This window comes from Gordonia sp. (in: high G+C Gram-positive bacteria) (assembly GCF_049647785.1).
In the GTDB taxonomy this organism is placed as follows: Bacteria; Actinomycetota; Actinomycetes; order Mycobacteriales; family Mycobacteriaceae; genus Gordonia.
This window is the reverse complement of record NZ_JBARYI010000029.1, coordinates 123,741-150,434: the sequence shown is the minus strand read 5'-3', so window position 1 is coordinate 150,434 and position 26,694 is coordinate 123,741. Positions and strand designations below refer to the sequence as shown.

General features: G+C 64.5%; 23 protein-coding genes. 16 read left to right on the top strand and 7 right to left on the bottom strand.

The genetic code is table 11. The annotated features are described in order from the left end of the window. Positions 1-13 precede the first annotated feature (13 nt). Positions 14-1,549 (top strand): sensor histidine kinase, encoded by a 1,536-nt coding sequence (locus WBA38_RS04825; protein ID WP_424293475.1) that lies wholly within the window; start codon positions 14-16, stop codon positions 1,547-1,549. A gap of 74 nt (positions 1,550-1,623) precedes the next feature. Here the strand turns inward: WBA38_RS04825 and WBA38_RS04820 are convergent, their stop codons facing one another. After that, positions 1,624-1,878, bottom strand: coding sequence for a WhiB family transcriptional regulator (locus WBA38_RS04820; RefSeq protein WP_009679257.1), 255 nt, complete (start codon positions 1,876-1,878; stop codon positions 1,624-1,626). 266 nt (positions 1,879-2,144) lie between these two features. After that, entirely contained in the window at positions 2,145-3,092 is a 948-nt protein-coding gene (locus WBA38_RS04815) for a diacylglycerol/lipid kinase family protein (protein ID WP_424293474.1), read from the bottom strand. A 67-nt stretch (positions 3,093-3,159) separates the two neighbouring features. Here WBA38_RS04815 and WBA38_RS04810 point away from each other — a divergent pair, with 67 nt between their 5' ends. Next, a complete protein-coding gene (locus WBA38_RS04810) occupies positions 3,160-3,591 on the top strand; it encodes a hypothetical protein (protein ID WP_424293473.1) in 432 nt (143 codons plus the stop codon). Between the two features lie 31 nt (positions 3,592-3,622). After that, positions 3,623-4,417: a ParA family protein gene (locus WBA38_RS04805; protein ID WP_424293472.1), complete on the top strand. Its 795-nt coding sequence runs from the start codon at positions 3,623-3,625 to the stop codon at positions 4,415-4,417. A 7-nt stretch (positions 4,418-4,424) separates the two neighbouring features. On the opposite strand, the gene WBA38_RS04800 is transcribed toward WBA38_RS04805, so the two are convergent. Beyond that, entirely contained in the window at positions 4,425-5,699 is a 1,275-nt protein-coding gene (locus WBA38_RS04800) for a hypothetical protein (protein ID WP_424293471.1), read from the bottom strand. Between the two features lie 84 nt (positions 5,700-5,783). Continuing rightward, positions 5,784-7,376: a DEAD/DEAH box helicase gene (locus tag WBA38_RS04795; RefSeq protein ID WP_424322214.1), complete on the bottom strand. Its 1,593-nt coding sequence runs from the start codon at positions 7,374-7,376 to the stop codon at positions 5,784-5,786. A 194-nt stretch (positions 7,377-7,570) separates the two neighbouring features. Here WBA38_RS04795 and WBA38_RS04790 point away from each other — a divergent pair, with 194 nt between their 5' ends. The 3 genes from WBA38_RS04790 to WBA38_RS04780 are packed head-to-tail and all read left to right on the top strand — an operon-like array spanning position 7,571 to position 9,670. Then, a complete protein-coding gene (locus WBA38_RS04790; protein ID WP_424293469.1) occupies positions 7,571-8,215 on the top strand; it encodes a ferritin-like fold-containing protein in 645 nt (214 codons plus the stop codon). 18 nt (positions 8,216-8,233) lie between these two features. Continuing rightward, positions 8,234-8,467 carry a DUF3107 domain-containing protein gene (locus WBA38_RS04785; protein WP_424293468.1) on the top strand — a complete coding sequence of 78 codons (234 nt, stop codon included), beginning with the start codon at positions 8,234-8,236 and terminating at the stop codon, positions 8,465-8,467. A gap of 27 nt (positions 8,468-8,494) precedes the next feature. Continuing rightward, positions 8,495-9,670, top strand: coding sequence for a serine hydrolase domain-containing protein (locus tag WBA38_RS04780; RefSeq protein ID WP_424322213.1), 1,176 nt, complete (start codon positions 8,495-8,497; stop codon positions 9,668-9,670). Positions 9,671-9,691: 21 nt separating this feature from the next. Here WBA38_RS04780 and WBA38_RS04775 read toward each other — a convergent pair whose 3' ends face one another. Next, positions 9,692-10,342, bottom strand: coding sequence for a TetR/AcrR family transcriptional regulator (locus tag WBA38_RS04775; RefSeq protein WP_424293466.1), 651 nt, complete (start codon positions 10,340-10,342; stop codon positions 9,692-9,694). A gap of 100 nt (positions 10,343-10,442) precedes the next feature. On the opposite strand from WBA38_RS04775, the gene WBA38_RS04770 reads away from it, so the two are divergent. From WBA38_RS04770 to WBA38_RS04760, 3 genes are all read left to right on the top strand, one after another. Beyond that, complete coding sequence (locus tag WBA38_RS04770; protein ID WP_424293465.1) at positions 10,443-11,432, top strand: DUF3152 domain-containing protein; 990 nt, start codon at positions 10,443-10,445, stop codon at positions 11,430-11,432. Between the two features lie 15 nt (positions 11,433-11,447). After that, positions 11,448-12,623 (top strand): adenylyltransferase/sulfurtransferase MoeZ, encoded by a 1,176-nt coding sequence (gene moeZ / locus WBA38_RS04765; RefSeq protein ID WP_424293464.1) that lies wholly within the window; start codon positions 11,448-11,450, stop codon positions 12,621-12,623. A gap of 95 nt (positions 12,624-12,718) precedes the next feature. After that, entirely contained in the window at positions 12,719-13,567 is an 849-nt protein-coding gene (locus WBA38_RS04760) for a TIGR02569 family protein (protein WP_424293463.1), read from the top strand. A gap of 25 nt (positions 13,568-13,592) precedes the next feature. Here WBA38_RS04760 and WBA38_RS04755 read toward each other — a convergent pair whose 3' ends face one another. After that, entirely contained in the window at positions 13,593-13,907 is a 315-nt protein-coding gene (locus WBA38_RS04755) for an MGMT family protein (protein ID WP_424293462.1), read from the bottom strand. Positions 13,908-13,914: 7 nt separating this feature from the next. Further along, positions 13,915-14,727, bottom strand: a complete 813-nt coding sequence (locus WBA38_RS04750) for an alpha/beta fold hydrolase (protein WP_424293461.1) — start codon at positions 14,725-14,727, stop codon at positions 13,915-13,917. Between the two features lie 116 nt (positions 14,728-14,843). On the opposite strand from WBA38_RS04750, the gene WBA38_RS04745 reads away from it, so the two are divergent. From WBA38_RS04745 to WBA38_RS04715, 7 genes are all read left to right on the top strand, one after another. After that, positions 14,844-18,128 carry an ATP-dependent helicase gene (locus WBA38_RS04745; protein ID WP_424322212.1) on the top strand — a complete coding sequence of 1,095 codons (3,285 nt, stop codon included), beginning with the start codon at positions 14,844-14,846 and terminating at the stop codon, positions 18,126-18,128. Beyond that, the gene (locus WBA38_RS04740) at positions 18,121-21,510 is read left to right on the top strand and encodes an ATP-dependent helicase (protein WP_424322211.1); all 3,390 of its coding nucleotides are present in this window, start codon (positions 18,121-18,123) and stop codon (positions 21,508-21,510) included. The genes WBA38_RS04745 and WBA38_RS04740 overlap by 8 nt, the downstream gene beginning before the upstream one ends. A gap of 11 nt (positions 21,511-21,521) precedes the next feature. Beyond that, positions 21,522-22,580 carry a potassium channel family protein gene (locus tag WBA38_RS04735; RefSeq protein ID WP_424293498.1) on the top strand — a complete coding sequence of 353 codons (1,059 nt, stop codon included), beginning with the start codon at positions 21,522-21,524 and terminating at the stop codon, positions 22,578-22,580. Continuing rightward, a complete protein-coding gene (gene nudC / locus WBA38_RS04730) occupies positions 22,580-23,512 on the top strand; it encodes an NAD(+) diphosphatase (protein WP_424322210.1) in 933 nt (310 codons plus the stop codon). The genes WBA38_RS04735 and nudC overlap by 1 nt, the downstream gene beginning before the upstream one ends. Before the next feature lie 48 nt (positions 23,513-23,560). After that, complete coding sequence (locus tag WBA38_RS04725; protein WP_424293457.1) at positions 23,561-23,821, top strand: mycoredoxin; 261 nt, start codon at positions 23,561-23,563, stop codon at positions 23,819-23,821. A 112-nt stretch (positions 23,822-23,933) separates the two neighbouring features. Then, positions 23,934-26,006, top strand: a complete 2,073-nt coding sequence (locus WBA38_RS04720; protein WP_424322209.1) for an ATP-dependent helicase — start codon at positions 23,934-23,936, stop codon at positions 26,004-26,006. 350 nt (positions 26,007-26,356) lie between these two features. Continuing rightward, positions 26,357-26,629, top strand: a complete 273-nt coding sequence (locus WBA38_RS04715) for a WhiB family transcriptional regulator (protein ID WP_424293455.1) — start codon at positions 26,357-26,359, stop codon at positions 26,627-26,629. Positions 26,630-26,694: the final 65 nt, after the last annotated feature.

The following is a 26,694-nucleotide window of genomic DNA, read 5'->3' as shown; positions in this document are numbered from 1 at the left end:
CCAATCTGAGCCCATGGCAACCCTGACCGATCTGCTCGCCGAGCACACCACCCTGTCGGCCTCGGCTGCCGAGCATCTGCAGCGACTCGTCGCCGAATGGCAGTTGCTCGCTGACCTGTCATTTGCGGACTACCTCCTCGCAGTTCCCGTCGACGACGACACGATCGAACGAGAGCACCTGGTGTATGTGGCACAGGTGCGCCCGAACACGGCGGCGACCGTCTTTCCCCGCGATGAGGTGGAGCGTCGCGTCGATCAACCCGCAAGCCCGCAGGGGGCTAATCCGCTGATGCCGGTGGCGCTGCGGTCGGGTGAGATCGAACGCGAAGGCTTGGCGACGCGATTCGGCAATCTGCTGATCGATCGGGTCGCCATCCCAGTGTCGTTTGAGGGGCAGGTTATTGCCGTCCTCGGGCGTGCGGGGGATGCCTCCGACCCTCGTCCCCCGTCACCGCTGGAGTCGGCGTATCGGGACGCCGCGGAAGCACTGTGCGCGATGGTCGTCGAAGGGACCTTTCCGCTCGACGAGGCCAACACGCTGGGCTTGTCAACACCGCGTGCAGGCGACGGTTTCATTCGCCTCGCGGCTGGCGGTGCCGTCACCTACGCCAGTCCCAACGCACTGTCGGCTGTGCACCGCATGGGGTGGACCACCGATCTCGGTGGGGTACGACTACCCAAGGTGCTTAGCGAACTGCTCACCGATCCGTTTGAAGCCGCAGAAGCGGGGGCGATGATCGAGGCCGCTGCGGGGACGGTCGGCGCGGGGTCGTTGCCCGCACCCGAACTGGCGTTGCGGATGGAACTTGACGCGCGGCGCGCGACGGTCCTGCTTCGCGCGGTACCGCTGCAAACGGGTGGACAGTCGCGCGGGGCGGTCCTGCTGATCCGCGACGTGACCGAAGTCCGACGCCGCGACCTAGCCCTCATTAGCAAAGATGCGACGATCCGCGAGATTCATCACCGGGTGAAGAACAATCTGCAGAGTGTCTCGGCACTGCTGCGTTTGCAGTCACGTCGGTCGGGTAACCCGGAGACGATCGCGGCACTCGGTGAAGCCGTCCGCAGGGTCTCGTCGATCGCCCTGGTGCACGAGATGCTTTCCGGCAGTGTCGATGAAGAAGTCGATCTCGATACCGTGGTGGACCGCTTGGGGACCTCGCTTGTCGACGTGTGGCTACCCGATGGTGCCACCCGGGTCACGGTGCGCCGAGACAGTCGCCTTGGCGTCTTGCCCGCCGATCTGGCTATGCCCTTGGTGATGGTATTGACCGAGGTTATCCAAAATTCCATTGAGCACGGGTTCACCTCCGGGAACGAAGGTGCGGAGATCGTTATCGGAGCCATTCGCGACGTGCGTGGCCTCCAGGTTTTGGTGACCGACAATGGAAGCGGTCTGCCCGACGGCTTCGACCTCAACACTTCCGACCGACTCGGCCTGCAGATTGTTCGCACCCTGGTGTCGAACGACTTGTCCGGCAGCATCGAGTTGCGGCCGGGCCCCGCCGGTATTGGCGCGCAGGTCGTCATCGACGTTCCGCTGCGCTGATTAGGCCAGCGCTAACCTAAACGCAGAGGAACCCTGGCCGTCACGGCCAGGGTTCCTCTGCAGAGTGCGTGTCTTTAGACGGCGCTGCGTGCGCGAGTGCGCGCATTGCGACGCTTCAGCGCGCGACGCTCGTCTTCGCTCATACCGCCCCAGACGCCGGCGTCCTGGCCGGTCTCGAGAGCCCATGCGAGGCAGTCAGCGGTGACAGGGCAACGCTGGCAAACCAACTTGGCATCCGCGACCTGGGCGATTGCCGGTCCAGAGGTGCCAACCGGGAAGAACAGTTCCGGATCCTCGTCACGACAAATGGCCTTGTGGCGCCAATCCATTACATACTCCTTCAAAGCTTTGCGGCGCTATGAGCGCGAGCTTGCATCATGGTCATTTTTGACAGTGTGCAATCCGAGATCGCCGGGTTCCGGGGATCACCTGGCTTGGGGCGCAGGACGTCGCTTGGCAGGGGTGGTTGATTGCGTCATTTACTGTTGTACTACTGTGTGTCGATCCTTGGCTAGGGTTGTTTCGCGATTGCCGTATACGTCACAAGGGGTTGGCAAGAAGTCAAACTCGTGCTTACCGGCCGGTAGCCCAGGGGTTAAACGGTCTTCGGGGGTGCAACCACATCGAGTACGCCGCGTCGGTGGCCGAACTCCAACTTTTCGAATAACCCCAGGTAGTCGCCGTCAATCTGGACGTCGGCAGGCTCGGGTGAGGTGAAACGAACCCAGTCCACATCGTCCTGGCGGAAGAGATGGCGGGCTTTGGGTTCGACGCCTGCGAGCAGTCGGGCACCGAGCAGAATATTGCGCGGCACGGACACAGAAGTAGCGGCGAAAATTCCGAGGCCGTGGTCAAAGTCCGTTCCCGGATTTGTCCGTATCTCGCGAGCACCAAAGTAGGTCCACGGGCCGGTATTGCTGACAAAACCGAAACGGACCCCGTCCACGGGGTCGTGGCCGGGCACTTCGACGGTGAATGACGGGGGAGTCACCGACGGGCGGAAGAAAGAACTGAGCGTGGTCCGAAAGTAGCGGCCAGCGGTCGCCTTGCGGCCTTTGTGGCGCAGTTCTTCCATTCGCCTGACGACGATCGCGTCCATGCCCATGCCTGCGTTGAAGAGGAACCAGCGGCCCGCAGTGTGGCCGAGACTAATGGTGCGCCGTTCACGCCGGTCAAGCATCGTCATGATCAAAGCGGTGGCCGCGAGGGGGTCGCGGTCGATTCCGAGCGCGCGGGCGAAGACGTTCGCGCTGCCGCCGGGAACCACACCGAGCGCCGGGAGCGTCGACGGATCGCGGGGGAGGGCATCTGGCGAACCAAGGATGCCGTTGGCGACCTCATTGACTGAGCCATCACCGCCATGCACGACCACCGCGTCGAACCCCTCGGTTACGGCACGTGCGCCGAGTTCGCCTGCATGCCCGCGGTGTGCGGTGTGCTCGACGACCACCTCGTAGCGGGAAGCGAGGGTATGGGCCAGCGCGTCACGACCTTCAGGCGTGGTGAAGGTGGCGAACGGGTTCGTAATGAGCATGACGCGCACGAGGCACCACGATATCCGCCGCGGGCCCAATTCACGATTCGAGGGTGTCGCGCCATAGGCTGATGCGGTGAGTAGTTCCTTCCCAGCACCCGAGCAACCCACCGTTCCCAGTACCCTCCGCTGGGCTGGTTTCGCCACGGCAGCCCAAGGTGCGCTGGGGCTGATCGTCGCCGTCGTTCTGATCGTGCGAGAGGCCGCAGGCCACCATGAAGCCGCCATCAGCGGGTATGGAACCGCGGCCTGGTTCATCGTGATTGGCGGTGCTGTCGCCGCCGGCGGAATGGCTCTGACACGCGGAAAGCGTTGGGGCCGTGGGCTTTCGTTGATGGCCCAGATCTTGTTGCTGCCCGTTGCGTACACGCTGATTACCGGCAGTGGGTTGCCACAGGTTGGCGTTCCGGTCGCCATCATCGCTTTGGCGATCCTGGCGCTGCTGTTTGCTCCGGCCTCGGTGACGTGGCTCAATGCCGACGAACTGCCTCCGGACGCCAAGCGATAGGCATGATTCGTGCCACCGTATGGTGGTGCCTATGACGCGCACCCTAGCTATTGCGAATCAGAAAGGTGGTGTGGCGAAGACCACCACCACCGCGTCGATCGGTGCGGCGCTGGCCGATAGGGACTTCTCTGTCCTCGTCGTCGACCTCGACCCGCAGGGATGCCTCACTTTTTCGCTGGGGCATGACCCTGACCAACTCGAAAAGTCCGTGCACGATGTGCTGATTGGTGCCGAAGAGATAGCGGATGTGCTCCTGGCTACCGAGGATGGGGTCACCCTCCTGCCCGCTACCATCGACCTCGCCGGTGCCGAAGCTCTGCTCCTCATGCGGCCGGGCCGCGAGTATGCGCTCAAGCGTGCGCTCGCCGAGGTCGCCGAAGACTACGACGTCATCCTCATTGACTGCCCACCGTCGTTGGGTGTGCTGACTCTCAACGGTTTGACCGCGGCTCAGGAAGTGATGGTGCCGTTGCAGTGTGAAACGCTGGCGCACCGTGGCGTGGGGCAACTGCTGCGAACCGTCACCGAAGTCCAGCAGATCACCAACCCCGACCTCAAGTTGCTGGGTGTTGTCGCCACCCTCTTCGACGCGCGCACCACACATAGCCGCGACGTCCTGTCGGATGTGAGTGACCGCTATGACCTGCCGGTGTTACTGCCGCCAATCCCGCGGACCGTCCGGTTTGCCGAAGCCTCCGCTTCCGGAGCCTCGGTGATGCGCGGACGCAAAAACAAGGGCGCGACGGCCTACCGGGAATTGGCCGACAACCTCGCCCAATCGTGGCAGGGCGGCAAACTCCGCACCTACGAACCCGAAGCAGAGTAGCGGCGCGCTAGTGCAGGGCTACCAGGTTTGAATCGCGCTGCTCCACGATGGTGGAGCCGATCACGCGGAGCGAGACCGGGGCAGCGGGTTCGCGGCCTGCGGCGTCCTTGCGGTCGACGGGGATAACAAACTCTTCGCGACCGTCGTAGGCGCGGCGTACGCTAATCGCTCCCGGCATGGGCACCAACAGCTGACCAGCCATAATGGTGCCAGCACCGATGCTGCCTGCGACCTGAAACAGGGGTGTGGCATTCGTGGCATCAAGCACCACTGTCGACTTCCCGGTCCAAAACGAAATGACGCCCTGCTCGGCGATCGGCTCACTGCGGACGGGAGCCCCCGGATCACCCGCGACGGGATGATCGGCGCGCACCTCGGCCTGCGGCGAGAAGAGGCGGATGCGCGGGCCGCCGGGCACACCGACGGCACCCGTCTGATCGCCGCCGCCGTCGTAAACCGCAATCGTGGAGTCGGTGGCAGCAATAACGCGGGGCGGGGGACTGCTCGCAGATGTCGTGATCAGCGTGGAACCCCACTGGCGGATCTTTTCATCGCTCGTCAGATTGGAACTCAGGACTGTCAGTCGATAGCCCGGGTCGCCGTCGCAGCGTTCCACAATCGCGACCCGATCGGCACCGGACAACGCTGAATAGAGGCGACATTCGGAGCGACCTGGCGTCACATCCGGATTGACGGGTGCATCGATACGGCCGTACTCGATGCCACGGACCAGATTGGAACCCCACGTCTCCAAACGGGTTGGTCCGTACAGGAGGGCATAGCTGGAATCGATAGACAGGTGCACCTCGGAGTCGGCGTCGCTGCTGCGAGACATGTGACGAGTACCGGTGCTGGCGCGAAGGGACATCACTTCGCTGCAACCGCGCGAATTTCGAAACACGGCAAGCACACTGTTGTCTCCGCCGGACCAGCCCGCAGCCGTTGCGCACAGCGGCAAATTACGGCTGTAACGCCACCGCTGCTTGCCGTCAGCCACCGCGTGGGCAACGACGGTCCCACCGTTTGCGGACACCACTGAGTCGCGGGTGATCTGCGGGATGGCCGTCACCTCCGACGGCGTCGACCAGCTCACCGAAACCTGTCGCGGCACGTTCTCCGCAGGCAGCTGAATCGGGGCGTCCGATGTTGCGGGCACCGACTCGCTCTGCCTCGCCGAAGAGGTCCACCACATGAGAACACCCGCAACAACCACGATCGCCGCAATCACTGCGGTAGCGATCAGGTCGGTGCGGGTGCGCCGCTCAGGTTTGATCTGTCCCATTCTCGCGAGAATATGTGAAAACTATTCGCTCGGCGTGGCTGATGATTCGCTTGGCGTGGCGGATCATTCGCTTGGCGTGGCTGATCATTCGCTTGGCGTGGCGGAGGGCTTTGAACCGGCACCGCTGCGGCGACGGCGCCGACGCGGACGACGGGCACCGCCCTCGGCGCCAGGCTCGCCGGCACCTTCGGTAGCGGTGGCAGCAGGCTTGTCGGCCACAGTTGTGTCGGCCGAGGTCTTGGCAGCGGCGTCGCTCTGGCCGCCGCGGGTACGTCGACGCTCACGCTTCGGGCGATCGGCCCGAGGCTCGCGCGGCTCACGGCGACGCTCATCCGGAGCGCTGGTCGGCGCGCCGACTCGACCGTTGGCATCGGCCGGGATATTGAGTTCTTCGAGCAGGTGATCGGAAGTCGAGTAGGTTTCGACCGGATCGGCCATATCGAGGCCGAGAGCCTTGTCGATCAACGACCATCGGTGCAGTTCGTCCCAGTCGATGAGCGTGATGGCAATACCGGTACGACCGGCGCGGCCGGTACGACCGATGCGGTGCACGTAGGTCTTTTCGTCGTCGGGGCACTGGTAGTTGATCACGTGCGTGACATCATCGACATCGATACCGCGTGCCGCGACGTCGGTCGCTACCAGGACGTCGATCTTGCCTTCACGGAACTTGTTTAGGGCCTTTTCTCGGGCCACCTGGCCGAGGTCGCCGTGAACGGCACCGACGGAGAAACCGCGCTCGGCGAGGTCGTCGGCTACCTTCTGCGCGGTGCGCTTGGTGCGGGTGAAGATCATCGTCGCCCCACGGCCCTCGGCCTGCAAGACGCGTGCCACGAGTTCAGCCTTGTCGAGCGCGTGCGCGCGGTAAGCGTACTGGGTGGTGCGCTCGTGGACGGCCGAGTCATTCGCGTGCTCGGCGCGAATGTGCGTCGGACGGTTCAGGAAGGTGCGCGCCAAGGTGACGATCGGACCGGGCATCGTCGCCGAGAACAGCATGGTCTGACGGTCTGTCGGCAGGGCACCCATGATGCGCTCAATGTCCGGCAGGAAGCCCAGGTCGAGCATCTCGTCTGCTTCGTCGAGCACCAGCACGGCAACCTTGCCGAGGACCAGGTGGCCCTGCTGTGCCAGATCGAGAAGTCGACCGGGCGTGCCGACGACAACGTCGACGCCGGACTGAAGTTCGGCGATCTGGTGCTCGTAGGGGCGGCCGCCGTAGATTGAGACGAGCTTCAGCGGGCGAACCTGGCCGTCGGCCAGGGTCACGTCGACGCCCTTGGCGGCGACTTCGAGGTCTTCGGTGACCTGGACACACAACTCGCGAGTCGGGACGATCACCAGGGCGCGCGGGGTGTTGTCGAGCGCGCGCAGACCCGTCTCTTCGGTGTGGAGCAGTCGGTGCAGCATGGGGATGCCGAAGCCGTACGTTTTGCCCATGCCGGTGCGAGCTTGGCCGATGAGATCAGAGCCAGCCATCGCCAGCGGAAGCGTCAGCTCCTGAATGGCAAAAGTGTGAGTCTTCCCATCCGCAATCAGCGCGTCAACAAGCGCCTGATCGACGCCAAGCTCAGCAAAAGTGGGTGCGGCGTGGTCTTCGGCGACGATCGTCGTAACGACGTCGTCGTCGGCTTTCGTGGCACCTGCGGTGGTGGTATCCACCGTGGAATCCGTGGTCATATGTAGTTCAAGCCTCTCGAGTGTTCATGCACGCACACAGGGAAAACCGCGAGATCTTGGGCTGTAGCGAGGTGCGCGCTCAAAGTCTGACGTGCCGCTCGCAACCGGTGTGGGTCGCCGAGAATTGTGCATTCGGCGGGTGGATCGGCCACACGTCTGGAATCTAGTGTACCGCCTTGCATACTCTGACTGGCATGTCGAACAACGCTGCCGCCATCCGAAAGCTGTACGAAGTCCTCCTCGCGGGCGAGTTTGCCGCGTGTTCTCGGCTGATGGATGAGTCATCGATGGCACCGACTTTGGCCGACCGGTTGGCGATTGCTCGTCTGATCGCCAGCGAGATGGGTCACTACGAGGTGTTGGCCGAGCAGATCACCGTGAGCGGCGGCAATCCGGAATCCGCACTCACCGCGCACCATCGCGTGTTCGACGAATACCACCGCGTCACCATGCCGACCTCCTGGCTCGAAGTGCTGGTGAAAATGCACGTCGGTGACGGCTTAGCGGCAGACTTCTACGCCGAAGTCGCCGACATGATGCCCGAGGAAGTGCGCCCGACAATGAGGTCGGTGATGGCCGAGACGGGGTCGTCCCAGTTTGCTGTTGACCAGGTGCGGGCCGCGGTCGCGGACAACCCGGCGGTCGCCTCGCCGCTGGCACTTTGGGGTCGACGCTTGCTCGGCGAAGCAATCACCCACATGCAGTGGGTTTTGGCCGAGGAGGAGGACGTGATGACCCTCTTGTTCGATGGGAACGCGACCCTTGCCAATGCGGCCGGTTTCTTTGACAACATGGCGGCCCGCCACGCGCAGCGGATGGCGGACCTTAATCTCGCCTGACGAGTACGATTCGAAACCATGAGCGTCGATGTCAAGATCGGTATTGAGAACAGCCCCCGCGAGTTGGGCTTCAGCACTTCAGCGAAGGCCGAGGAGGTCTACGCGGCGGCGGAACGGGCCCTCGACGGCACCGACGCAGTGCTGTCGCTGACCGACGATAAAGGATCGCGCGTGCTGGTCCCGGCAAGCAAGATCGCCTACGTCGAGGTTGGTAGCGCCGAGAACCGTCGCGTCGGCTTTGGCGCAGCCTAGGTACCTCCCTTCATCCAATAAAAATTCATGGCAGAACTGAACGCGACCCGGCTCGACGCACTGCTTTCCGAAGCAGTCGTCGGGCCGGAAGCGCATCGACTCCCGGGCGTGGTTGCTTCCGTGACGCGTGCCAGCGGAACCATCTACACCGGCGCTGCGGGCCGTCGAACCGTGGACCAGCCGATGACGGCCGACACCGTCCTAGCCCTGTATTCGGCGAGCAAGCCGCTGACCGCGACGGCGGTTCTGCAATGCGTCGAGGACGGACTCCTGGACCTCGACGCACCGGCGGCGGAGTACTTTCCCCTGCTGGGGGAAGTCGGTGTGCTCGACGGCTTCGCCGACGACGGCGGTCCCCGGATTCGACAAGTCCGCACACCCATCACGACGCGGATGCTGCTGTTGCACACGGCTGGATTCGCGTACCCGTTCTTCAGCGACAACTACCGGCGCCTGGTTCGCGACGGTCACTACCCGGATATCGCCACCGCGGCGGAAGCATCGTTGATGACACCGTTGCTGTTTGAACCCGGTTCATCGTGGAACTACGGCAGCAATATCGATTGGGCGGGCCGCATCGTCGAAGCGGTGCGCGGGGCAAGCCTTAACGAGGTGCTCGCGGAGCGGGTTTTCACACCGATTGGCATGGACAGTTCTGGCTTCTTCCTGACCGCTTCGATGAGCGAGCGGAGGGCGACCGTGCATCTCCGCCTTCCCGACGGCGGGCTGAAGGCCACTCGAATGGTCATGCCGCAGTCACCCGAGGTGCAGATGGGTGGGCAGGGCCTCTATTCGACGGTGCCCGACTACGTGCGCTTTCTCCAAATGTGGCTGCGCGACGGTGCAGCTGACGGTGGTCGGGTGCTGAGTACCGAGACCGTCAAATGGGCCACTCGCAATGGCCTCACCAATAATCAACACGTGCATCCGATGCGGAGCGTGGATCCGGTGATCGCCCGCGACTTCGAGTTTTTCCCCGGCCAGCCAGCCTCGTGGGCGTACTCGTTCCTCGTCAACGACGAGCAAGGCCCCACCGGACGCTCTGCGGGTTCCCTGGGCTGGGCGGGATTGGCGAACCTGTACTTCTGGATCGACCGCAGTGCCGATATCGCCGGAATGTGGGCCACGCAGGTCCTCCCGCTCGCCGACCCAACCGCCTGGAACAACTACCAGCGCTTCGAGACAGCGGTGTACGCGCCGTAGTGCGAGAACACGGTCAGGGAGCTATTCGTTCGACGCGTTCATCATTGGGACGCTAGCCAAACCGCCCCACAGGAGGGCGACGGTGGTGTCGATGGCGCTCTGCTTGTCGATGGGGCGGCTGGCGTCGACCCAGTAGCGGGCATTGACCACACTCGCGCCAACGAGGCCGGCGGCCAGCATCCGCGAGCGGTACGGATCCATGCCTGAGTCTTGCATCACAAGACCGTAAACCGCGTCGACGCAGGCTTCGGTGGCACCCTCAACGCGGCGAATAACTGCCGGATCCATGGCGTCCGAAGCGAAAATTAGGCGGTAGCCGGAGTTGTCATCGTCGATGAAATCGAAGAACGCTTCCACCGCAACCTGTACGCGCTGGCGGTTGTCACTGGTCGTCAATAGGGCCCGATTAACCTCGGACACCAGCTTGTCCGCATGCGAGTCGACAACCGCGATGTAGAGGTCCAACTTGGACGGAAAGTGCTGGTACAAAACGGGTTTGCTAACACCCGCGTGGATGGCAATTTCGTCCATTCCCGCAGAGTGATAACCCCGTTCGACGAAGATTTCGCTCGCTGCGTCGAGGAGTTGACGGCGGCGTGCACTGCGCGGAAGCCGGGTGCTGGTGCGCCCGCTGCCTTCCGTGGCCGACGTGGGAGAACTGGGAGAGGACATTCCTAAATGGTACTAGGAGAGGGCGCGATCACAGCTTTGGGATCGCGGAATCGGCGGGTAGATGTGCGGTGCCCAAGGCCATCTGTGAGAAAGTTGAGGCGTGACCGGTACACCTGAGCCAGGGACGCAACGTCCCCGTCGACCGCGGCCCGACCAGCCGCTGCGTGCTCGGTGGGACCCCATCGCCGACTCGGGACGAGTTCGCGCCGAGCGGGTGGAGCGCCGCAAGCGCAGCGCCCTTGGCAATTTTGTCAGCACCTACGGGTGGCGCGCGTACGCCATCCCGGTGCTTGCGGCACTCACCGTGGCGTTGCTGGTGCTGACGTTCCAACACAACGAGCCCGCCGCGCCCGCCGAGGCGACGATCACCGGGAACGACGTCCGGAACCCAGATGTGCAGCAGGAAGAGACGACGCCGATCGGTGCTCCTTCCGGGGAAATCCAAGAGGCTGCACTCCCGGCTGGCGCGTTACCGCCGGGCGGACCGTTTACCCGCAAGGGCCAACGCGTCTTTCACCCGGTGAACGGCACGAGTGCCAAAGTTGGGACGTCGAACCAGGTGTACACGTACACCGTCGAAGTGGAGGACGGTCTTAACCCGCAAGACTTCGGTGGCGAAGCGAGCTACGCGAAACTCGTGCAGAACACGCTGTCGAACGAAAAGAGTTGGATCGGTGGAGGCAAGGTGTCGTTCCGGCGCATCGCCACCGGCAATCCGGACCTGCGGATCTCGCTGTCTTCGACCGATACCACGCGTCAACTGTGCGGCTACCAAATCAAGCTGGAGAGTTCCTGCTATTACCCACCGGACAAGCGCGTGGTCCTCAATGAGGCCCGCTGGATCCGGGGCGCGCAGTCGTTTGAGGGCGACGACCTGTTCTACCGCCAGTACCTCATCAATCACGAAGTCGGCCACGGTATCGGCTACGAGAAACATCAGCCGTGCAAGGAAAACGGTGCGCTTGCGCCGATCATGATGCAACAGACGTTCGGCACCGCCAACGCCCAAATCATGGCCCTTGATCCCGGGATGGAAGCCGACCGCAGCCTGGTCTGCAAGCCCAACGCCTGGCCCTTCCCCAGTAAGTAGTCGAGACTTTTAGCTATGTCGTCGTTGCCGCCGCTTGTTGCACCCGTAGCGGAGTTGAGCCGAGATGAGGTAGCTCGCTACAGTCGCCACCTCATCATTCCGAACATCGGCATGACCGGTCAGAAGCGGCTAAAGAACGCGAAAGTCCTCGTGATGGGTGCTGGCGGCCTCGGTGCTCCAACGCTGATGTACTTGGCAGCGGCCGGAGTCGGGACCATCGGGATCGTTGACTTCGACGTCGTCGAAACTTCCAATCTGCAACGTCAGATCATTCACGGAGTGCACGACGTCGGACGCCTCAAGATCGAGAGCGCGCGGGACTCGATGCTAGAGATCAACCCGCACATTAACGTTCGCCTCCACAATCTTCGGCTCGAACCGGAGAACGCCGTGGACCTGTTTAAGCAGTACGACCTGATCCTCGACGGCACCGACAACTTCGCCACCCGGTACCTGGTCAACGACGCCGCGATTCTGGCGGGCAAACCGTACGTGTGGGGTTCGATCTACCGGTTTGAGGGCCAGGTGTCAGTGTTCTGGGAGGCCGCCCCTGACGGTCGTGGCATCAACTACCGCGACCTATATCCGCAGGCACCGCCGCCGGGGATGGTGCCGTCGTGTTCAGAGGGCGGCGTGCTCGGGATCTTGTGCTCATCGATCGGTTCCATCATGGGCACCGAGGCGATCAAACTCATCTGCGGTATCGGGGAACCGCTCCTGGGACGCCTCATGGTCTACAACGCCCTCGACATGACGTACCGCACCGTCCAAGTTCGTAAGGATCCGGCGGGGGCTGCCGTTACCGCGCTCATCGACTACGACGAGTTCTGCGGTGTGGTGTCCGACGAGGCAACGGCGGCGGCCGTTGGGTCCACCTTGACCCCGGCCGAAGTCGAGGCCGCTCTCCGCTCCGAGACGCCGCCGGCGCTGATTGATGTGCGCGAGCCCGTCGAGTTCGAGATCAACAAGATCGATGGTGCGGTGCTCATACCTTCCGGTGAGATCACGTCCGGTCGCGCACTGGGCGATCTGCCGCATGATCGACCCATCATCCTGTACTGCAAGACGGGTATCCGGTCGGCCGAGGCGTTGGCTTCGTTGAAGCGGTCGGGGTTCGGCGACGCCACCCATTTGCAAGGGGGAATTGCGGCGTGGGCGGCGCAGGTAGACCCGACGATGCCGATGTACTGACACGCCCGGCTGGATACCGCTGAATTGACATTTGGGGGTCCGCCCGCCGGTGTCGCTGACCGAAAAGCGGTGGTGTCCTGGGTAATCTGAGCCTCGTGACCACCATTGCCTCTCCGCCCGAGCAGGTGTTAACGACCTTCGGGCTCACCGCACATCCGCCCATTGCGATGGATGGTGCGGGCTGGCGTGTTGGTGAAGTGGTCCTCACGCTGGTCCCGGACCATGCGCGCGCCGCCTGGTCGGCAACCGCCCGCGAGCATCTCTATGTCGAGGGGATGCGCATCGCTCGGCCAATCCGCGCGTCCGATGGCCGGTACGTGGTCTCGGGCTGGCGCGCCGATACTTACGTGGCGGGGAGTCCGGAACCGCGGTACGACGAAGTTGTTGCCCTCGCTGACCGACTGCACGAAGCGACCGCCAAGTTCGAGCGCCCGCGCTTCATGCTGCAACAACCCGCCCCGCCGTTCAACGACGTCGATGTTTTCGTCGCCGCAGACCGTGCGGCATGGGAAGACGTACCGTTGCGCACCGCACGCGCAGCTGGCATGGACGACCCGGTCACGGAGGACGGCCAACGGAGCATCGCCGAGGTCAAGGTGCTCGGCAAACTCCGCAAGCCCGTCGACCTGCAGCCTCAGGTGGTCCACGGGGATCTCTTCGGCACCGTGCTGTTTGCGGGTGCCGCCGCGCCCGCCATCACCGACATCGTTCCGTATTGGCGCCCGGCGTCGTGGGCCGCAGCGGTCGTCGTTGTTGACGCGTTGGCGTGGGGTGGAGCGAGCGAAGATCTCATTGATCGGTGGTCGCACCATCCGGAATGGCCGCAGATGATGTTGCGCGCCGTGATGTTTCGGCTCGCCGTGCATGGTCTGCACCCCCGTTCAACCACGGGTGCCCTCCCCGGTCTGACTCGCGTCGTGGACCTCGTTCGGATGATGGTCTAGCGAAACCGCGCCAAAAACTTTGGAGTCAGTCGGAAGTCGGTGCTTTCCAAACCATCCGATGAACCTTCATATCGACGCGATCGTCGACTACGCGCACGCCCTCGTCGCGCAACTTCGCCAGCTGACGGGCCCGTAAACCGGCGGCGGGTCGACCGGACGCCGGGACCACTCGATGCCAGGGCAGGTCGGCCGAGTCGGTTCGCATAATCCAGCCGACGATCCGCGGGCTCGACAACCCGACGACGTCCGCGAGATCGCCATACGTGGTGACCATGCCCTCGGGGACCGCAGCAATGAGCGCGCGCACCTGCTCAACCTGTGCTTCGGTGACCGCTGCCATCGTTCGCCTACAGGAGGTCCAGGACGAGTTCGGCGCAAAACTCCGGCGCCAGGAACGGAATCATGTGCTCGGTGTCGACGTGGTGCACGGTTACGGTGTCGGCCCGCTCGGCGGCACACGCCGCCAAGAATTCGGGGCGGACAAAAGACGGTTGTACGCGGTCGGCCACCACAACGTGGGTTGGGATACCCGCAGGCGGGATGCGGAATCGGTCCGTCATCTCACTCCACGCCATCGCTGCCGCCGGTGCGCAAACGCGCCAGCTGACTCGACCGTCAGGCGTATCGACGAGGTGCTCGGCGATCTCGGCATCCAGGATTTCGGGTGGAACTTCGTTCCAGCCCTCCATGCGCTTGGCGGCGCGCGCATCGTCGGCGTCGGTGTTGCCCCAATGCGCCATTGCCGCTTCAGCGATGGTTCCGGCGAACTCGGCATCCAAACCCTGCGCGGGATCGAGCAACACCAGCCCGGCAATCGCGTCGGGGCGAGCCTCGGCAAGCGCCAGGCTGATGGCACTGCCATAGGAGTGCGCGAGAATCACGACGCGGCGTCCGCTCGGCAGATGGCGGTCGAGGACCTGCGCCAGGGCATTGGCGTTATCGGTGATACTCCACGGTGGCTGCCAGGGACTGCGCCCGTGCCCCAGCAAGTCCGGAGCAATAACACGCACACCGGGTAGGAGATCGGCGGCCAGAGATTCCCAGCGTCGCCCATGGCCGGTGAGCCCGTGCACCGCGAGGACGATCAACTCGGAGTCTTCGGGGCCGAACAGGTAAGTGTTCAAGGCGCGGGGCTGGCTCCGCGAGGATGATTCGGCCATGCCACAACTGTAGTGCGGCAGGCGAACGTCGCTGCGGTGACGTGGCGCCGACCGCAGCCGTCGATGTTCGTGCAGGGGCCTGCAGAATTGTCAGATGGGCATGATTCCATGGGTGCATGACCAGACCCGGTACTCGACTCGTGGCTGCGCCGGCACACGCCGACGTCAGTCGTCGATGGCCGGCCGACGTCGCAATGGTGGTCGACGGATCGCACCGCGTCGATCCCGCAAAGCCATGGCGGCCCTGGCGGATTACGGGTGGTCCGGGGACCGGGAAAACGGCCCTCATCGTCGACGCGGCCGTCGCCCGGATCCTGCATCCGGCGGTGGAACCGGAATCGGTGCTGGTGTTGGCCGCCAACCGGCGGGCGGCCACCGCTTTGCGAACCGAGATCACCCGGCGCGTGTTGTCGGCGGGAGGCAGCCTTGGCGGAGCCTTGCGCGAACCGCTCGTGCGTACGATTCACTCCTACGCCTTCGCCGTCCTGCGGCTACAGGCGTCCGCGCACGGTAACCCTCCGCCGCGACTGATAACCGGCTCCGAACAAGACGTGATCCTGCGCGAACTCTTGGCAGGCGACGTGGAGGACGGCGCGCACTATTGGCCCGAGTCGTTGCGACCCGCCCTCACCACCGATGGATTCGCCCAAGCTCTCCGCGACCTCATGATGCGTGCCGCTGAGCGAGGCTTAGGCCCCAGCGACCTCGCTGACCTTGGCCGCGAACACAATCGTCCGGAGTGGGTGGCCGCTGGCTATGCCTTCCGCCAATACGAGGAAGGGTTGCTGCTTCGCGGGGCGGTCGGACTCGACGCGCCCGAAGCCAGCGTCACCGCCGTCGATGCCGCCGAACTCATCGGCTCGGCGCTCTCTGCCTTTGCCACCGACCCCGAGGTACTGGCCGGCCAGCGGCAACGCATCCGGCACTTGCTGGTCGACGATGCCCAGCACCTCGACCCGCAGGCAGCATTCCTGGTGCGACTGGTCGGAACTGGCGCTGACTCCACGGTCATCACCGCCGACACCGATCAGTCAGTATTCGGTTTCCGCGGTGCGGACCCCAAGTTCGCCGACGGCCTAGCAGCCGACGATCCCTCCCGAAACCTGGCGCTCACCAACGACTTCCGCAGTTTGGCCGCAGTCAACGGGGTGGGCCGGGCCTTGGCGCGACGGCTTCCAGGTGCCCGCCCGCATCCATACCCGGATGCGGGCACCGGAGATCCCGGCCGCGCCGACGTACGCGTCTTCTCTTCGACCGCCAAAGAAGCCACGGCCGTCGCCGATCTGATGCGACGAGCCCATCTGTTCGACGGCGTGCCGTGGTCGCAGATGGCCGTGATTGTTCGTTCGGTGCCGCGGGCCCTGCCCGCGCTGCGACGGGCGTTCTCCTCGGCCGGTGTACCGATGGCCACTCCCACCAGCGACATCCCCATCCACCGTCAGCGTGCCGTCGAAGCCTTCACGCTTGTTTTGCGGGTGGCCGCCGACGATCGACTCCTCGATCCGGACGAAGTAATCGCGCTGCTGTCTGGACCGGTAGGGGGAGCGGACCCGACCCAGTTGCGGCGCCTTCGTCGCGGTATCCGTCGAGTCGACGAGGCAAACGGACGTGACTCCGATTCGCTGCTTTCGCTGGGCCGAGCCCTCGGCGACCCCGACCAGATGGACCACTACCTGAGCGGGCTCACCGAGTTTGAGTCGTATTCGCTGAAACATCTCCGCAAGGTCATTAATGCCGCCCGGCTCGCGAATCAGACGGCGGTGGGTGTCGAGGAAACCCTGTGGCGCGCGTGGCAAGCCAGCGGGCTCGAACGTCGGTGGACCGACCAATCGTTGCGGGGCGGGCGCGGCGGCGATCAAGCTGACCGTGACCTCGACGCGATGCTCGCGATGTTCGAGGCTGCGGGCACGTTCACCGACAACTTGCCTGCCGCCGGCACCCTCGCCTTCGTCGAATACCTTGGGCAACTGCAGATTCCGCGCGAATCGCGCATCGCGGTTTCGGGATCGGAGTCGGTGGCCGTCGTGTCGGCGCACGCGGCTGCCGGCCGCGAATGGGAAGTCGTGGCCGTTCCCGGTGTGCTCGACGGATTGTGGCCGTCGCTGCGCAGCCGCGGCAGCATCCTCGGTACCCCGGCACTCATTGACTTGCTCGACGGCATCGGTGCCGATGCGCTGAACACCATCGCGCGGGGCTCGGTGATGCTCGCAGACGAACGGCGACTGCTGCTGGTGGCGTGCACTCGCGCCCGCAGTCGCCTACTGGTCACGGCCGTCGAAGACGGTAGCGGTGACGCCTCGCCATCACGGTTTATTCCAGAGATCGCCGACGCCATCGGCGGCTACGGATCCGACACCGACCCGGAAGCCGACGCAACCGACGACATTCCGCTCGATCCCGGCGTCCGGCGGGTGCTGTCCCTGCCGTCGCTGGTTGCGGAACTGCGTGCGGTCGCCGTGTCTGGGGCGGATGCCGACGGCGGGCCCGACGAACGCACCCGCGTCGCAGCCTCGCTACTGGCCGACCTCGCACAAGCAGGAGTACCGGGCGCAGCCCCCGCCGACTGGTTTGGGCTGGTTGGTCCCAGCACCGGGACTCCGCTGTGGACTCCGGAACAGGGGCCGCGGACGCTGTCGCCGTCGAACATTGACGCCCTCACGCGCTGTTCCTTGCGGTGGATGCTCGAACGGCACGGCGGCCGCGACGGTGATGCCGAACAAGCCGTCACCGGCACCCTTGTTCACACCCTGGTGCAGGCCGTTGCTGGCAAACTCGACCGCGCCGAGGTCAACTCGGCACTGCACGAGGTGTGGGGTCGGGTGGCCTCGCCCGCCGAGTGGTACAGCCACCGAGAACTCGAACGCGCCGAAGGCATGCTCACGAATTTCCGTGACTGGCTCCGGGTCTCGCGCGATCAGCTGACCGAAGCTGGGGTGGAAGTTGAGGTAGATGCGACCCTGCCGACCGGGGTCGACGACGACGGGAATGCGTTGCTTCCGGTACGACTCATCGGGCGCATCGACCGTCTCGAAGCTGATGGTTCCGGGCGGCCAGTGGTGGTTGACGTGAAGACCGGCAAAAACCCGGTCCGTGCCATTGATGCCCAAGAACACCCCCAGCTAGCGACGTATCAGTTGGCGCTCAAACTCAGCGGCCAGGAGCCCGGCGGTGGCCGCCTCGTATATGTGGCCAGCGCCAACAAAAAGACCGGTGCCGCCGAACGCGTGCAGGATCCGCTGACGCCAGATCAAGTGCAGGAATGGATCGGCGTGGTGCGCAACGCCGCCCAGGCCAGTATCGGCCCGGTGTTCACGGCGACACCCAACAGCGGATGCAGTCACTGCGGGCTGGTTGCTTCCTGCCCGGCGCAACTTCGGGGGAAAGCGGTCATCGATGACTGACGACTTCATGACCAACCACCACGAACGGCCCCGCATTGGCGCTCGATCGCTGGCCGCAGCTCTCGGTCTGCCGTCACCGACCGACGAACAAGTTCAGGTCATCGAGGCACCGATGGAACCGATGCTGGTGGTCGCTGGCGCGGGTGCCGGCAAAACCGAGACGATGGCTTCCCGCGTGGTGTGGCTCGTCGCGAACAAGCTTGTCGGCCCCGAAGAGATCCTTGGCCTCACCTTCACCCGCAAGGCCGCCAGTGAATTGGCGGCTCGCATCCGGCGTCGACTGTCGATGCTGGCCGGGAGTCCGGCACTGATGGAGTGGGATCCGGGTGGCGAACTCGCCAGCCGTTTGCGCAGCGCAGACGCCGAAGTCAGCACCTACCACGCCTACGCAGGCCGCCTCATCTCCGACTACGGACTGCTGCTGCCCGTCGAGCCGACCGCCACGCTCCTGAGCGAAACCGAACTGTGGCAGTTGGCGTTCTCCGTGGTGTCGACATGGCCGGGCGAGCTCAACACCTCAAAGGTGCCGTCGTCGGTCACCGAGGCAGTGCTGCGCCTGTACTCAGAAATGGCAGAACACCTCGTTGACGTCGACGACCTGGAAGCGGCGGGTGCGGACCTGTACCGGATGATCGACACGCTCCCCAAGGGCCCGGGACAGCGTGCCGAACCGAACGGTCAACTCCGCAAAATCCAGGCGGTGATGGACGAACGCCGCGAACTGATACCCCTGGTCCTGGCCCTGCGGCAAGCCATGGCCGCGCAGGGGGCGTTGGACTTCGGCAGCCAGATGTCGCTGTCGGCACGGCTGGTCAGTGAGCACCCCGAAGTGGTCGACGCGGAACGATCCGGCATTCGAGCGGTGTTGCTCGACGAATACCAGGACACCGGCCACTCGCAGCGGATCCTGCTGTCGTCGCTGTTTGGGGGACACAGCGTTGGCGGCAGACGGACCATCGCAGTCACCGCGGTCGGCGATCCCATCCAGTCGATCTACGGCTGGCGTGGTGCCTCGGCGGCCAACCTGCCGCGCTTTGCGCGCGACTTCCCGCGGCCCGACAGTCGCGACGCGCCACGCAAGGAACTGCTGACCAGTTGGCGCAACTGCGTCGGTGCACTGTATTTGGCAAACCAAACGTCGGAGGAACTGCGGCGCCGCGGCGTCCCGGTCAGCCAACTGCGCCCGCGCCCGGATGCTCCCGCAGGAACCGTGCGGTTGGCGCTGACGGAGACCGTGATCGACGAACGCAACTGGATTGCCGACATCATCGAGGACTATTACGTCGCCGCGCAGCGCGACGAGGTCCCGCCGCCCACCACCGCCATCCTGGTGCGTCGCAACGAAGACTCGGCCCCGTTGGCCGCCGAACTGGAACGGCGCGGTATTCCCGCCGAGGTGGTTGGCATCGGGGGACTGCTCCACGTTCCCGAGATCACCGACATCGTCGCCACATTGCGGTTGATGGCCGACCCGATGGCAGGAACCGCGGCTATGCGCCTGCTGACTGGCGCACGCTGGCAACTCGGTGCAGCCGACCTGGCCGCGCTGTGGCGCCGGGCCCGCGAACTCGCCGCAGGCACCAACGGTGCAACCACGGGTGCGGTCACCAGTCGGGAAGCGCTCGACGAAGCCCTCGACGCCGCCCTGCCCGGCGAGTCCGTCGACTCCGCCGGAGTGTGCGATGCGCTCGCCGACCCCGGCGACCAAAGCCGTTACAGTGCAGCTGGATTCGAGCGAATCTCAACGTTCGGCAAACAGCTCGAAGGACTACGACGCCGGATCGGACAGCCACTTCCCGAACTTGTTGCCGACGTCGAACAAACCATCGGCGTCGCGGTCGAAGCCCAGATTCGGGCTCGTCGTATGCGCGGTGAAGTGACCGGTCGCGAGCATCTCGATGCCTTCGCCGAGTACGTGACCCACTATTCGGAGCGTTCCGGTGCCACCTTGTCCGGACTGCTGGCGTTCCTCGATGCCGCCGAAACCGTTGAGAAGGGCCTGGAGGCCGGCCAGGTGGAAGTTGCTGCGCAGCGAGTGCAGATTCTTACCGTGCATGCGGCCAAGGGCCTCGAATGGGATGTGGTGGCACTGCCGCATGTGGCCCAACGCATCTTTCCCGGCGGAAAGGCAGAAACGACATGGCTTGGTTCGGCGCGCGAACTGCCCGCCGAACTACGCGGTGATCTCTCGCGGGACGGCGACGAAGGTTTCCCACCGCTCGATCTGACCGAAGTCGCTGACCGGAAAGAACTCGAAGGCGCCATCGACGACCACAAAGAAGCGATCGGGGAGCGGCGCCTCGAAGAAGATCGACGACTTCTCTACGTCGCCCTGACCCGCGCCAAGCACACCCTCCTGGTGTCGGCTCATCACTGGTCCGAGACCGGCGACAAGCCGCGCGGTGGCTCCGATTTTTACACCGAGATCGCCGCGCTGGTCGCCGATGCCGCAGCCGGTAACGTCCCGGACGTCGACCCGACGGGGATGAGCATCGACATCGACGCACTTCCGCCGGAGGAAGACGCCACAAACCCACTGACCGAGCAGCAGGTGTCGGTTCCCTGGCCGGTCGACCTGCTCGGGGATCGCCGACTACCGATGGTCGCTGCCGCCGAGTTGGTCGACACGGCCCGCGCCGAACGGGCCCTGTTTGCCGTCGCGGACCCCGAACCCGCAGACCTCGACGCGCAGGAGTGGCAGCGGGAAGTGCGAGTTCTGCTCGACGAACGTGCCCGCACCACCGAGAAACTCGTGGAGGTGGAACTCCCCGGTCACCTGTCGGTGAGCCAACTGGTGGAACTGGACTCCGACGACCAAGCATTTGCCGCGCGCTTGCGTCGTCCGGTTCCATTTCGACCCAATCCGATGGCCCGCCGCGGCACCGCGTTCCACGCTTGGGTGGAACGACGCTTCGGGGCCACCAGACTCCTCGACGTCGATGAGCTGCCCGGTGCAGCCGACGCTGTCCCGGGTGCCGCCGAAGAAGACCTGGACCTGCTGCGGAGCAAGTTCCTGGCCTCTCCCTGGGCCGACCGGACACCCGTCGAAGTGGAAGTTGGCTTCGAAACCGTTATCGGTAGCACCGTGGTGCGCGGTCGCATGGATGCAGTCTTCGCCGACGGTGACGGTGCCCTCGTCGTCGACTGGAAAACCGGGGCCGTCCCAGAACCGGCCAAACGGGCACCGCTGTTTATTCAACTGGCCGCCTACCGGGTGGCGTGGTCGCAACTGTCGGGGATTCCCCTCGAGGCGGTTCGTGCCGCCTTTGTCTATGTGCGGCACGACTTCACCCTTGAGCCGGCCGTCCTACCCGGACCTGACGAGCTTGCCGCCATGCTGCACACCCGGACTGCCGGACATGCAGTAGCCTCCAATTCGTGATCAGGAGCGGCGTGCGAACACGGTTGAGGCGCAGAGGCGGCCTCGTAGACGAGCCGGATTATGCCCTCGTCGGTGTGGTCCGAATCCCGGAAACGGAAAAGAGTCCCGCCCGCGCAATCGGCCGCCGCGTCCTGTGGGCGCTGACCGCGCTGTTCGTCTGCTCGATTGTTGTGTACATCGATCGTTCCGGGTACATCGACGCCAAAGAGGGCGAGATGACGTATGTCGATGCGCTCTACTACTCGGCCGTGACATTGTCGACGACGGGCTACGGCGACATCACCCCGATCACCGAGTCGGCCCGGCTTGTGAACATCATCTTCATCACCCCGCTTCGCGTGCTCTTCCTGATCGTGCTCATCGGTACGACCCTGGAAGTGCTGACCGAACGTTCGCGGCAGGCGATCAAGATCCAAAACTGGAGGAACCGCGTGCGTAACCACACCATCGTCATCGGCTACGGCACCAAGGGCCGCACCGCGGTGGATGCGGTGATTGCCGATGGCGGTAAGCCCGCCGAAATTGTCGTCGTCGACAAAGATCAGATTGCCCTCGACTCGGCGGGTGCGCACGGACTGGTCACCGTCCGCGGCGACGCCACGAAGTCCGACGTCTTGCGTCTGGCTGGGGTGCAGCACGCGGCCGCGATCGTGGTTGCCGCCAACCGCGACGACACGGCCGTCCTGGCGACGCTCACCGCCCGCGAGATCAACCCGAACGCCAAGATCGTCGCCGCCATCAACGAGTCCGAGAACACGCATCTGATGCGGCAGTCGGGCGCGAACTCGGTGGTCGTTTCGTCGGAGACCGCAGGTCGCCTCCTCGGAATCGCGACGATTACTCCGTCAGTGGTGGAGATCGTCGAAGACCTGCTGAGTCCGGAAGAGGGCTATGCGATCGCCGAACGCGAGGTGGAGCCAGCGGAGACCGGCGGCTCGCCCGCACACACGAAGGACCTGGTCCTGGGCGTGGTGCGGGCGGGCAAGCTGTATCGAGTCGGCGATGAAGAAGTCGAAGCCATCGAAGCTGGTGACCGACTGCTGTACGTCCGACAGGGCGGACCGGCCTGATGCCCGCCTCGTTTGAGCTCGGCGAAGAGCCGCTGCTGGCGCGTGCCAACCTGGACCGCGCCGACCAAGTTCGAAAGAACCCGGAGCGGTTGCGTGCCGGGTGGGCAACGGCGCGCGTCTTGCTGGTTGATCACAGTGGCCAGTACGGCGTAACCGAGCAGGGAACGCTGGGCTGGGTTCCGGCCATCAGCCTCGGTGCCGAACCGGTCGCTGACGCCGTGTTCCTCGCGTTACAGGTGGTCGACGGTCACGAAGTCGACTCGTGGGCGCTGCGCGTTGAGGAGACACCGGACGTTTTCGGCGAGGCGCGCTCGGGGGCTCATCGCCTACCCGCAGATGAAGCAGGTCTGCTCGCGACGGCGCTCGGAATGCTCAACTGGCACCGGACCGCGAGCTATTCGCCGATCGACGGCGACCCACTTGAGCTCGTGCAGGGCGGGTGGCTACGCCGCAACCCCAAAACCGGGGCCGAAGAATATCCGCGCACCGATCCGGCCGTCATCATGGTGATTCACGACGGTGCCGACCAGGTTCTGCTCGGTAGGCAGGCCGTGTGGCCCGAACGCTGGTTCTCGACGCTCGCCGGGTTCGTGGAACCGGGAGAGTCACTCGAGCAGTGCGTGCGCCGAGAAGTGTTCGAGGAAGCCGGAATCCACGTGCACTCGCCGCACTACCTCGGTTCGCAGCCGTGGCCGTTCCCGCGATCGCTGATGTTGGGGTTCGAGGCAATCGGCGATCCGGCAGATCCGCTGTCGTTTCGCGACGGCGAACTGGGCGACGCTCGCTGGTTCCACCGCGACGACGTGCTGCAGGCCCTCGGCCGCGACCGGGAATGGAACGGCACCAACACCGACGCCGAACTGCTCCTCCCCGGATCGATTTCCATTGCCCGCAGCCTCATCACCGGCTGGGCTCGCGCACCGAAACCCTGAACTCGCCCCGGATGTGCCCGGGTCGGGAAAATATGTTGAGATAGCGACATGACTGATGCGGCGACCAACCCGGAACTGACCGTCTACACCACCTCGTGGTGCCCGTTCTGCGATCGCCTGCGCGCCGGACTCGCGCGTCAGGAAATCGAGTACACCGAGATCGACATTGAAGCCACGCCCGAGGCCGCCGAGTTCGTCGGCAGCGTTAACGGGGGCAACCATGTGGTTCCGACGGTCCTCTACGCGGACGGGACCACCGCCACCAACCCGCCGATCGGCGACATCCTCACCAAACTCGGCAAGGTTTAACACCCGCGTTAGGCCCCGCACCGACCACGAAAATGTCAGAGGTGCGTGCGACCGTAGGCGCATGACGGTGACGGAATCACGTACGGCGGGAAGTACTCGAACGGCAGGACGTATGGCAGGCGGCGGAACGGTTGGTAGTCGGTCGCGGACAGCAGGTTCAGCAACCACGTCCGGCCTCGACCCCGAACAACTCGAAGCCGTCCTCGCACCCCGCGGCCCGGTCTGTGTTTTGGCGGGTGCTGGCACGGGAAAAACCCGCACTATCACCCGGCGTATCGCGCATCTTGTCGAATCCGGGCAGGTCAACCCGGAGCAGGTTCTCGCCGTCACCTTCACCGCGCGGGCCGCCGCCGAAATGCGTGAACGACTCGCCGCCCTCGGTATCTCCGGGCCGGGCAATCAAGTCGTTGCCCAAACCTTTCACGCTGCGGCGATGCGTCAACTTCGGTACTTCTGGCCGATGGCCATGGGCGACGTCCGGTGGGAACTCCTCGAGCACAAGTTTCGGATGGTCGGACGCGTCAGCCGGGAGTTGGGGCTCGACGTCTCCGACCGCGACCTGCTGCGCGACCTCGCGTCCGAAATTGAGTGGGCCAAGTCGTCGGGCATCGGTCCCGGCCAGTACATGGCCGCTGCTCTAGAAGCGCACCGCGACGTCCCCACAGATCCGCGGACCGTGGCGCAGGTGTTTTCCGCATACGAGGCCGCCAAGGTGGCCCCCAACGGAGACCGTCTCCTCGACTTTGAAGACCTGCTGATCTTCACCACCACAATCCTGCAATCCGATCCGTCGATTGCCGAGGAGTTCCGGTCCCGCTACCGCAGCTTTGTGGTCGACGAATACCAGGACGTCACCCCGATTCAGCAGAACCTGCTCGACGCCTGGCTCGGTGGTCGTGACGACATCACCGTTGTCGGCGACGCCAACCAGACCATTTACAGCTTCACCGGGGCCACGCCCACGTACTTGCTCGACTTCACGCGCCGCTACCGCGAAGCCACGCTCGTCCGACTGCAGCGCGACTATCGGTCCACCCCGCAGGTCGTCGACCTCGCCAACACGGCAATCAGCCAGGCGCGCGGCCGCGCTGCGGGTACCCGCCTGACACTGATCGGTCAACGAGCCGACGGACCCAAACCCATCTTCGCCGGATTCGACGACGATGTCTCTGAGGTTGTCGGTGTTGTTGCCCAGATCAAGCGCCTCATCCGGACCGGTGTGAAGTCGTCGGAGATCGCGGTCCTTTACCGCATCAACGCCCAGTCTGAGCAGTACGAAGAAGCGCTCTCCGATGCCGGTATCGACTACCAGGTGCGGGGCGCTCAGAGCTTCTTCGACCGCCCGGAGATCGCGGCGGGCATGCGTCGCCTCATCTCGCTGGCGCAGGGTGCGCCGCCACCCATGCAACCGGTCGACGCGGTGCGCCACGCGCTCCGCTCGGTCGGCCTCACCGAAGCCGAACCCCAGGGTGCCAATGCGCGGTCCCGCTGGCAGCAGCTACTGCGGTTAATGGAGATCGTCGAAGCCATCGCCGCGGAAGCCCCCGATCTCGACTTCGAGGGCCTCGTGCGCAAACTCGACGAACGCTCCCGCATGCGGCACGCGCCGGTCGGTGGCGGCGTCACCCTGTCGTCGATGCACGCGGCAAAGGGCCTCGAATGGGACGCCGTATTCCTCACCGGTTTGCATGAGGGCTCAATGCCGCTGGGGCGCGCCTCCAAAACTACCGACGAAGTGGAAGAGGAACGCCGACTCTTCTACGTCGGAATCACCCGTGCTCGCGAGCACCTGCACCTGTCGTGGAGTCTTTCGCGCGGGGAAGGGCGCAGCAGTAAGCGTCGCCGGTCCCGGTTCTTGGAGTCGCTGATGCCTGAGAAGCCGCGGCTTGAAGCCGCTGCCGGGCCGATGCCTGAGCGATCCGAACCGGACCCCGACGTGTACAAGGCCATGAGCAAATGGCGGGAAGATTATGCCAAGTCCGAAGGGATTTCTCCGGTCAATGTGATGAGCGTATCGATGATCCGATCGATCGCCGTTGCCGTGCCGTCGAGCATCGAAGAATTGAAGAAGGTCCGCGGGTTTGGATCCGAACGAGCCGAGTTGATCGGTCGGCAGATCCTCGAAGTGGTGGATTCGGCTCTCCCCGGAGGCGTCGGCACCGGTAAAACCGCAGGTAGAAAATAGGTTGTGCGTTTCTAGCAGAGCCGCCTAAAGTAGGCGGAGTACTTACGCGGTGCGGGGATCTCCTGTGCCGACTACGACGGTCAAACGAAAGGGAGTCGACCGACATGAACTGGCAAGCAGAACATCTGGCTGTAACAGCAGCGATTGTGGCGCCAGCGCGCCAGCGATTCCCCGTGGCCCGTATGGACGGCATCACGACGTCCTTCCGAAGGTCTCTTACCTAAGAGATCACCGGAACATCAAGGCCACGGCGAATCGCGAAAGCGAATCCGTGGCCTTTTGCGTTGGCGCAAAAGCTCGGCCCGGGTTCACCAGATTCTTAACTTCTGCGAACAGAAAGCCGACTTGAAATGTCTACCCTTGCAATTCCCCGAATATCCCTGCCCTGCCAGGACGATCAGATCGACGCCGACATGTGGTTCGCGGATCAGCCGCAACTACTGGAGGAAGCCAAGGGCCTGTGCAAGCAGTGCCCGCTGCAGGTCCCATGCTTGGAGAGCGCCATGGAGCGCGAAGAGCCGTGGGGCGTGTGGGGCGGCGAGATCTTCGAGCGCGGCGCGGTGATTGCCCGCAAGCGGCCGCGCGGCCGTCCGCGCAAGTACCCGGCCGCGAGCATTTCTTGAAAAAAGGGGGTGAGCGACTCGGGTGCGCCGGACCGGTATACCGATCGACGCGACAAGCACAGAGC

Coding starts and splice junctions, on each gene's coding strand:
- WBA38_RS04825 (WP_424293475.1), top strand. CDS start 14: ATGGCAACCCTGACCGATCTGCTCGCCGAGCACACCACCCTGTCGGCC.
- WBA38_RS04820 (WP_009679257.1), bottom strand. CDS start 1,878: ATGGATTGGCGCCACAAGGCCATTTGTCGTGACGAGGATCCGGAACTG.
- WBA38_RS04805 (WP_424293472.1), top strand. CDS start 3,623: ATGACGCGCACCCTAGCTATTGCGAATCAGAAAGGTGGTGTGGCGAAG.
- WBA38_RS04800 (WP_424293471.1), bottom strand. CDS start 5,699: ATGGGACAGATCAAACCTGAGCGGCGCACCCGCACCGACCTGATCGCT.
- WBA38_RS04795 (WP_424322214.1), bottom strand. CDS start 7,376: ATGACCACGGATTCCACGGTGGATACCACCACCGCAGGTGCCACGAAA.
- WBA38_RS04790 (WP_424293469.1), top strand. CDS start 7,571: ATGTCGAACAACGCTGCCGCCATCCGAAAGCTGTACGAAGTCCTCCTC.
- WBA38_RS04785 (WP_424293468.1), top strand. CDS start 8,234: ATGAGCGTCGATGTCAAGATCGGTATTGAGAACAGCCCCCGCGAGTTG.
- WBA38_RS04780 (WP_424322213.1), top strand. CDS start 8,495: ATGGCAGAACTGAACGCGACCCGGCTCGACGCACTGCTTTCCGAAGCA.
- WBA38_RS04775 (WP_424293466.1), bottom strand. CDS start 10,342: ATGTCCTCTCCCAGTTCTCCCACGTCGGCCACGGAAGGCAGCGGGCGC.
- moeZ (WP_424293464.1), top strand. CDS start 11,448: ATGTCGTCGTTGCCGCCGCTTGTTGCACCCGTAGCGGAGTTGAGCCGA.
- WBA38_RS04755 (WP_424293462.1), bottom strand. CDS start 13,907: ATGGCAGCGGTCACCGAAGCACAGGTTGAGCAGGTGCGCGCGCTCATT.
- WBA38_RS04750 (WP_424293461.1), bottom strand. CDS start 14,727: ATGGCCGAATCATCCTCGCGGAGCCAGCCCCGCGCCTTGAACACTTAC.
- WBA38_RS04745 (WP_424322212.1), top strand. CDS start 14,844: ATGACCAGACCCGGTACTCGACTCGTGGCTGCGCCGGCACACGCCGAC.
- WBA38_RS04740 (WP_424322211.1), top strand. CDS start 18,121: ATGACTGACGACTTCATGACCAACCACCACGAACGGCCCCGCATTGGC.
- nudC (WP_424322210.1), top strand. CDS start 22,580: ATGCCCGCCTCGTTTGAGCTCGGCGAAGAGCCGCTGCTGGCGCGTGCC.
- WBA38_RS04725 (WP_424293457.1), top strand. CDS start 23,561: ATGACTGATGCGGCGACCAACCCGGAACTGACCGTCTACACCACCTCG.
- WBA38_RS04720 (WP_424322209.1), top strand. CDS start 23,934: ATGGCAGGCGGCGGAACGGTTGGTAGTCGGTCGCGGACAGCAGGTTCA.
- WBA38_RS04715 (WP_424293455.1), top strand. CDS start 26,357: ATGTCTACCCTTGCAATTCCCCGAATATCCCTGCCCTGCCAGGACGAT.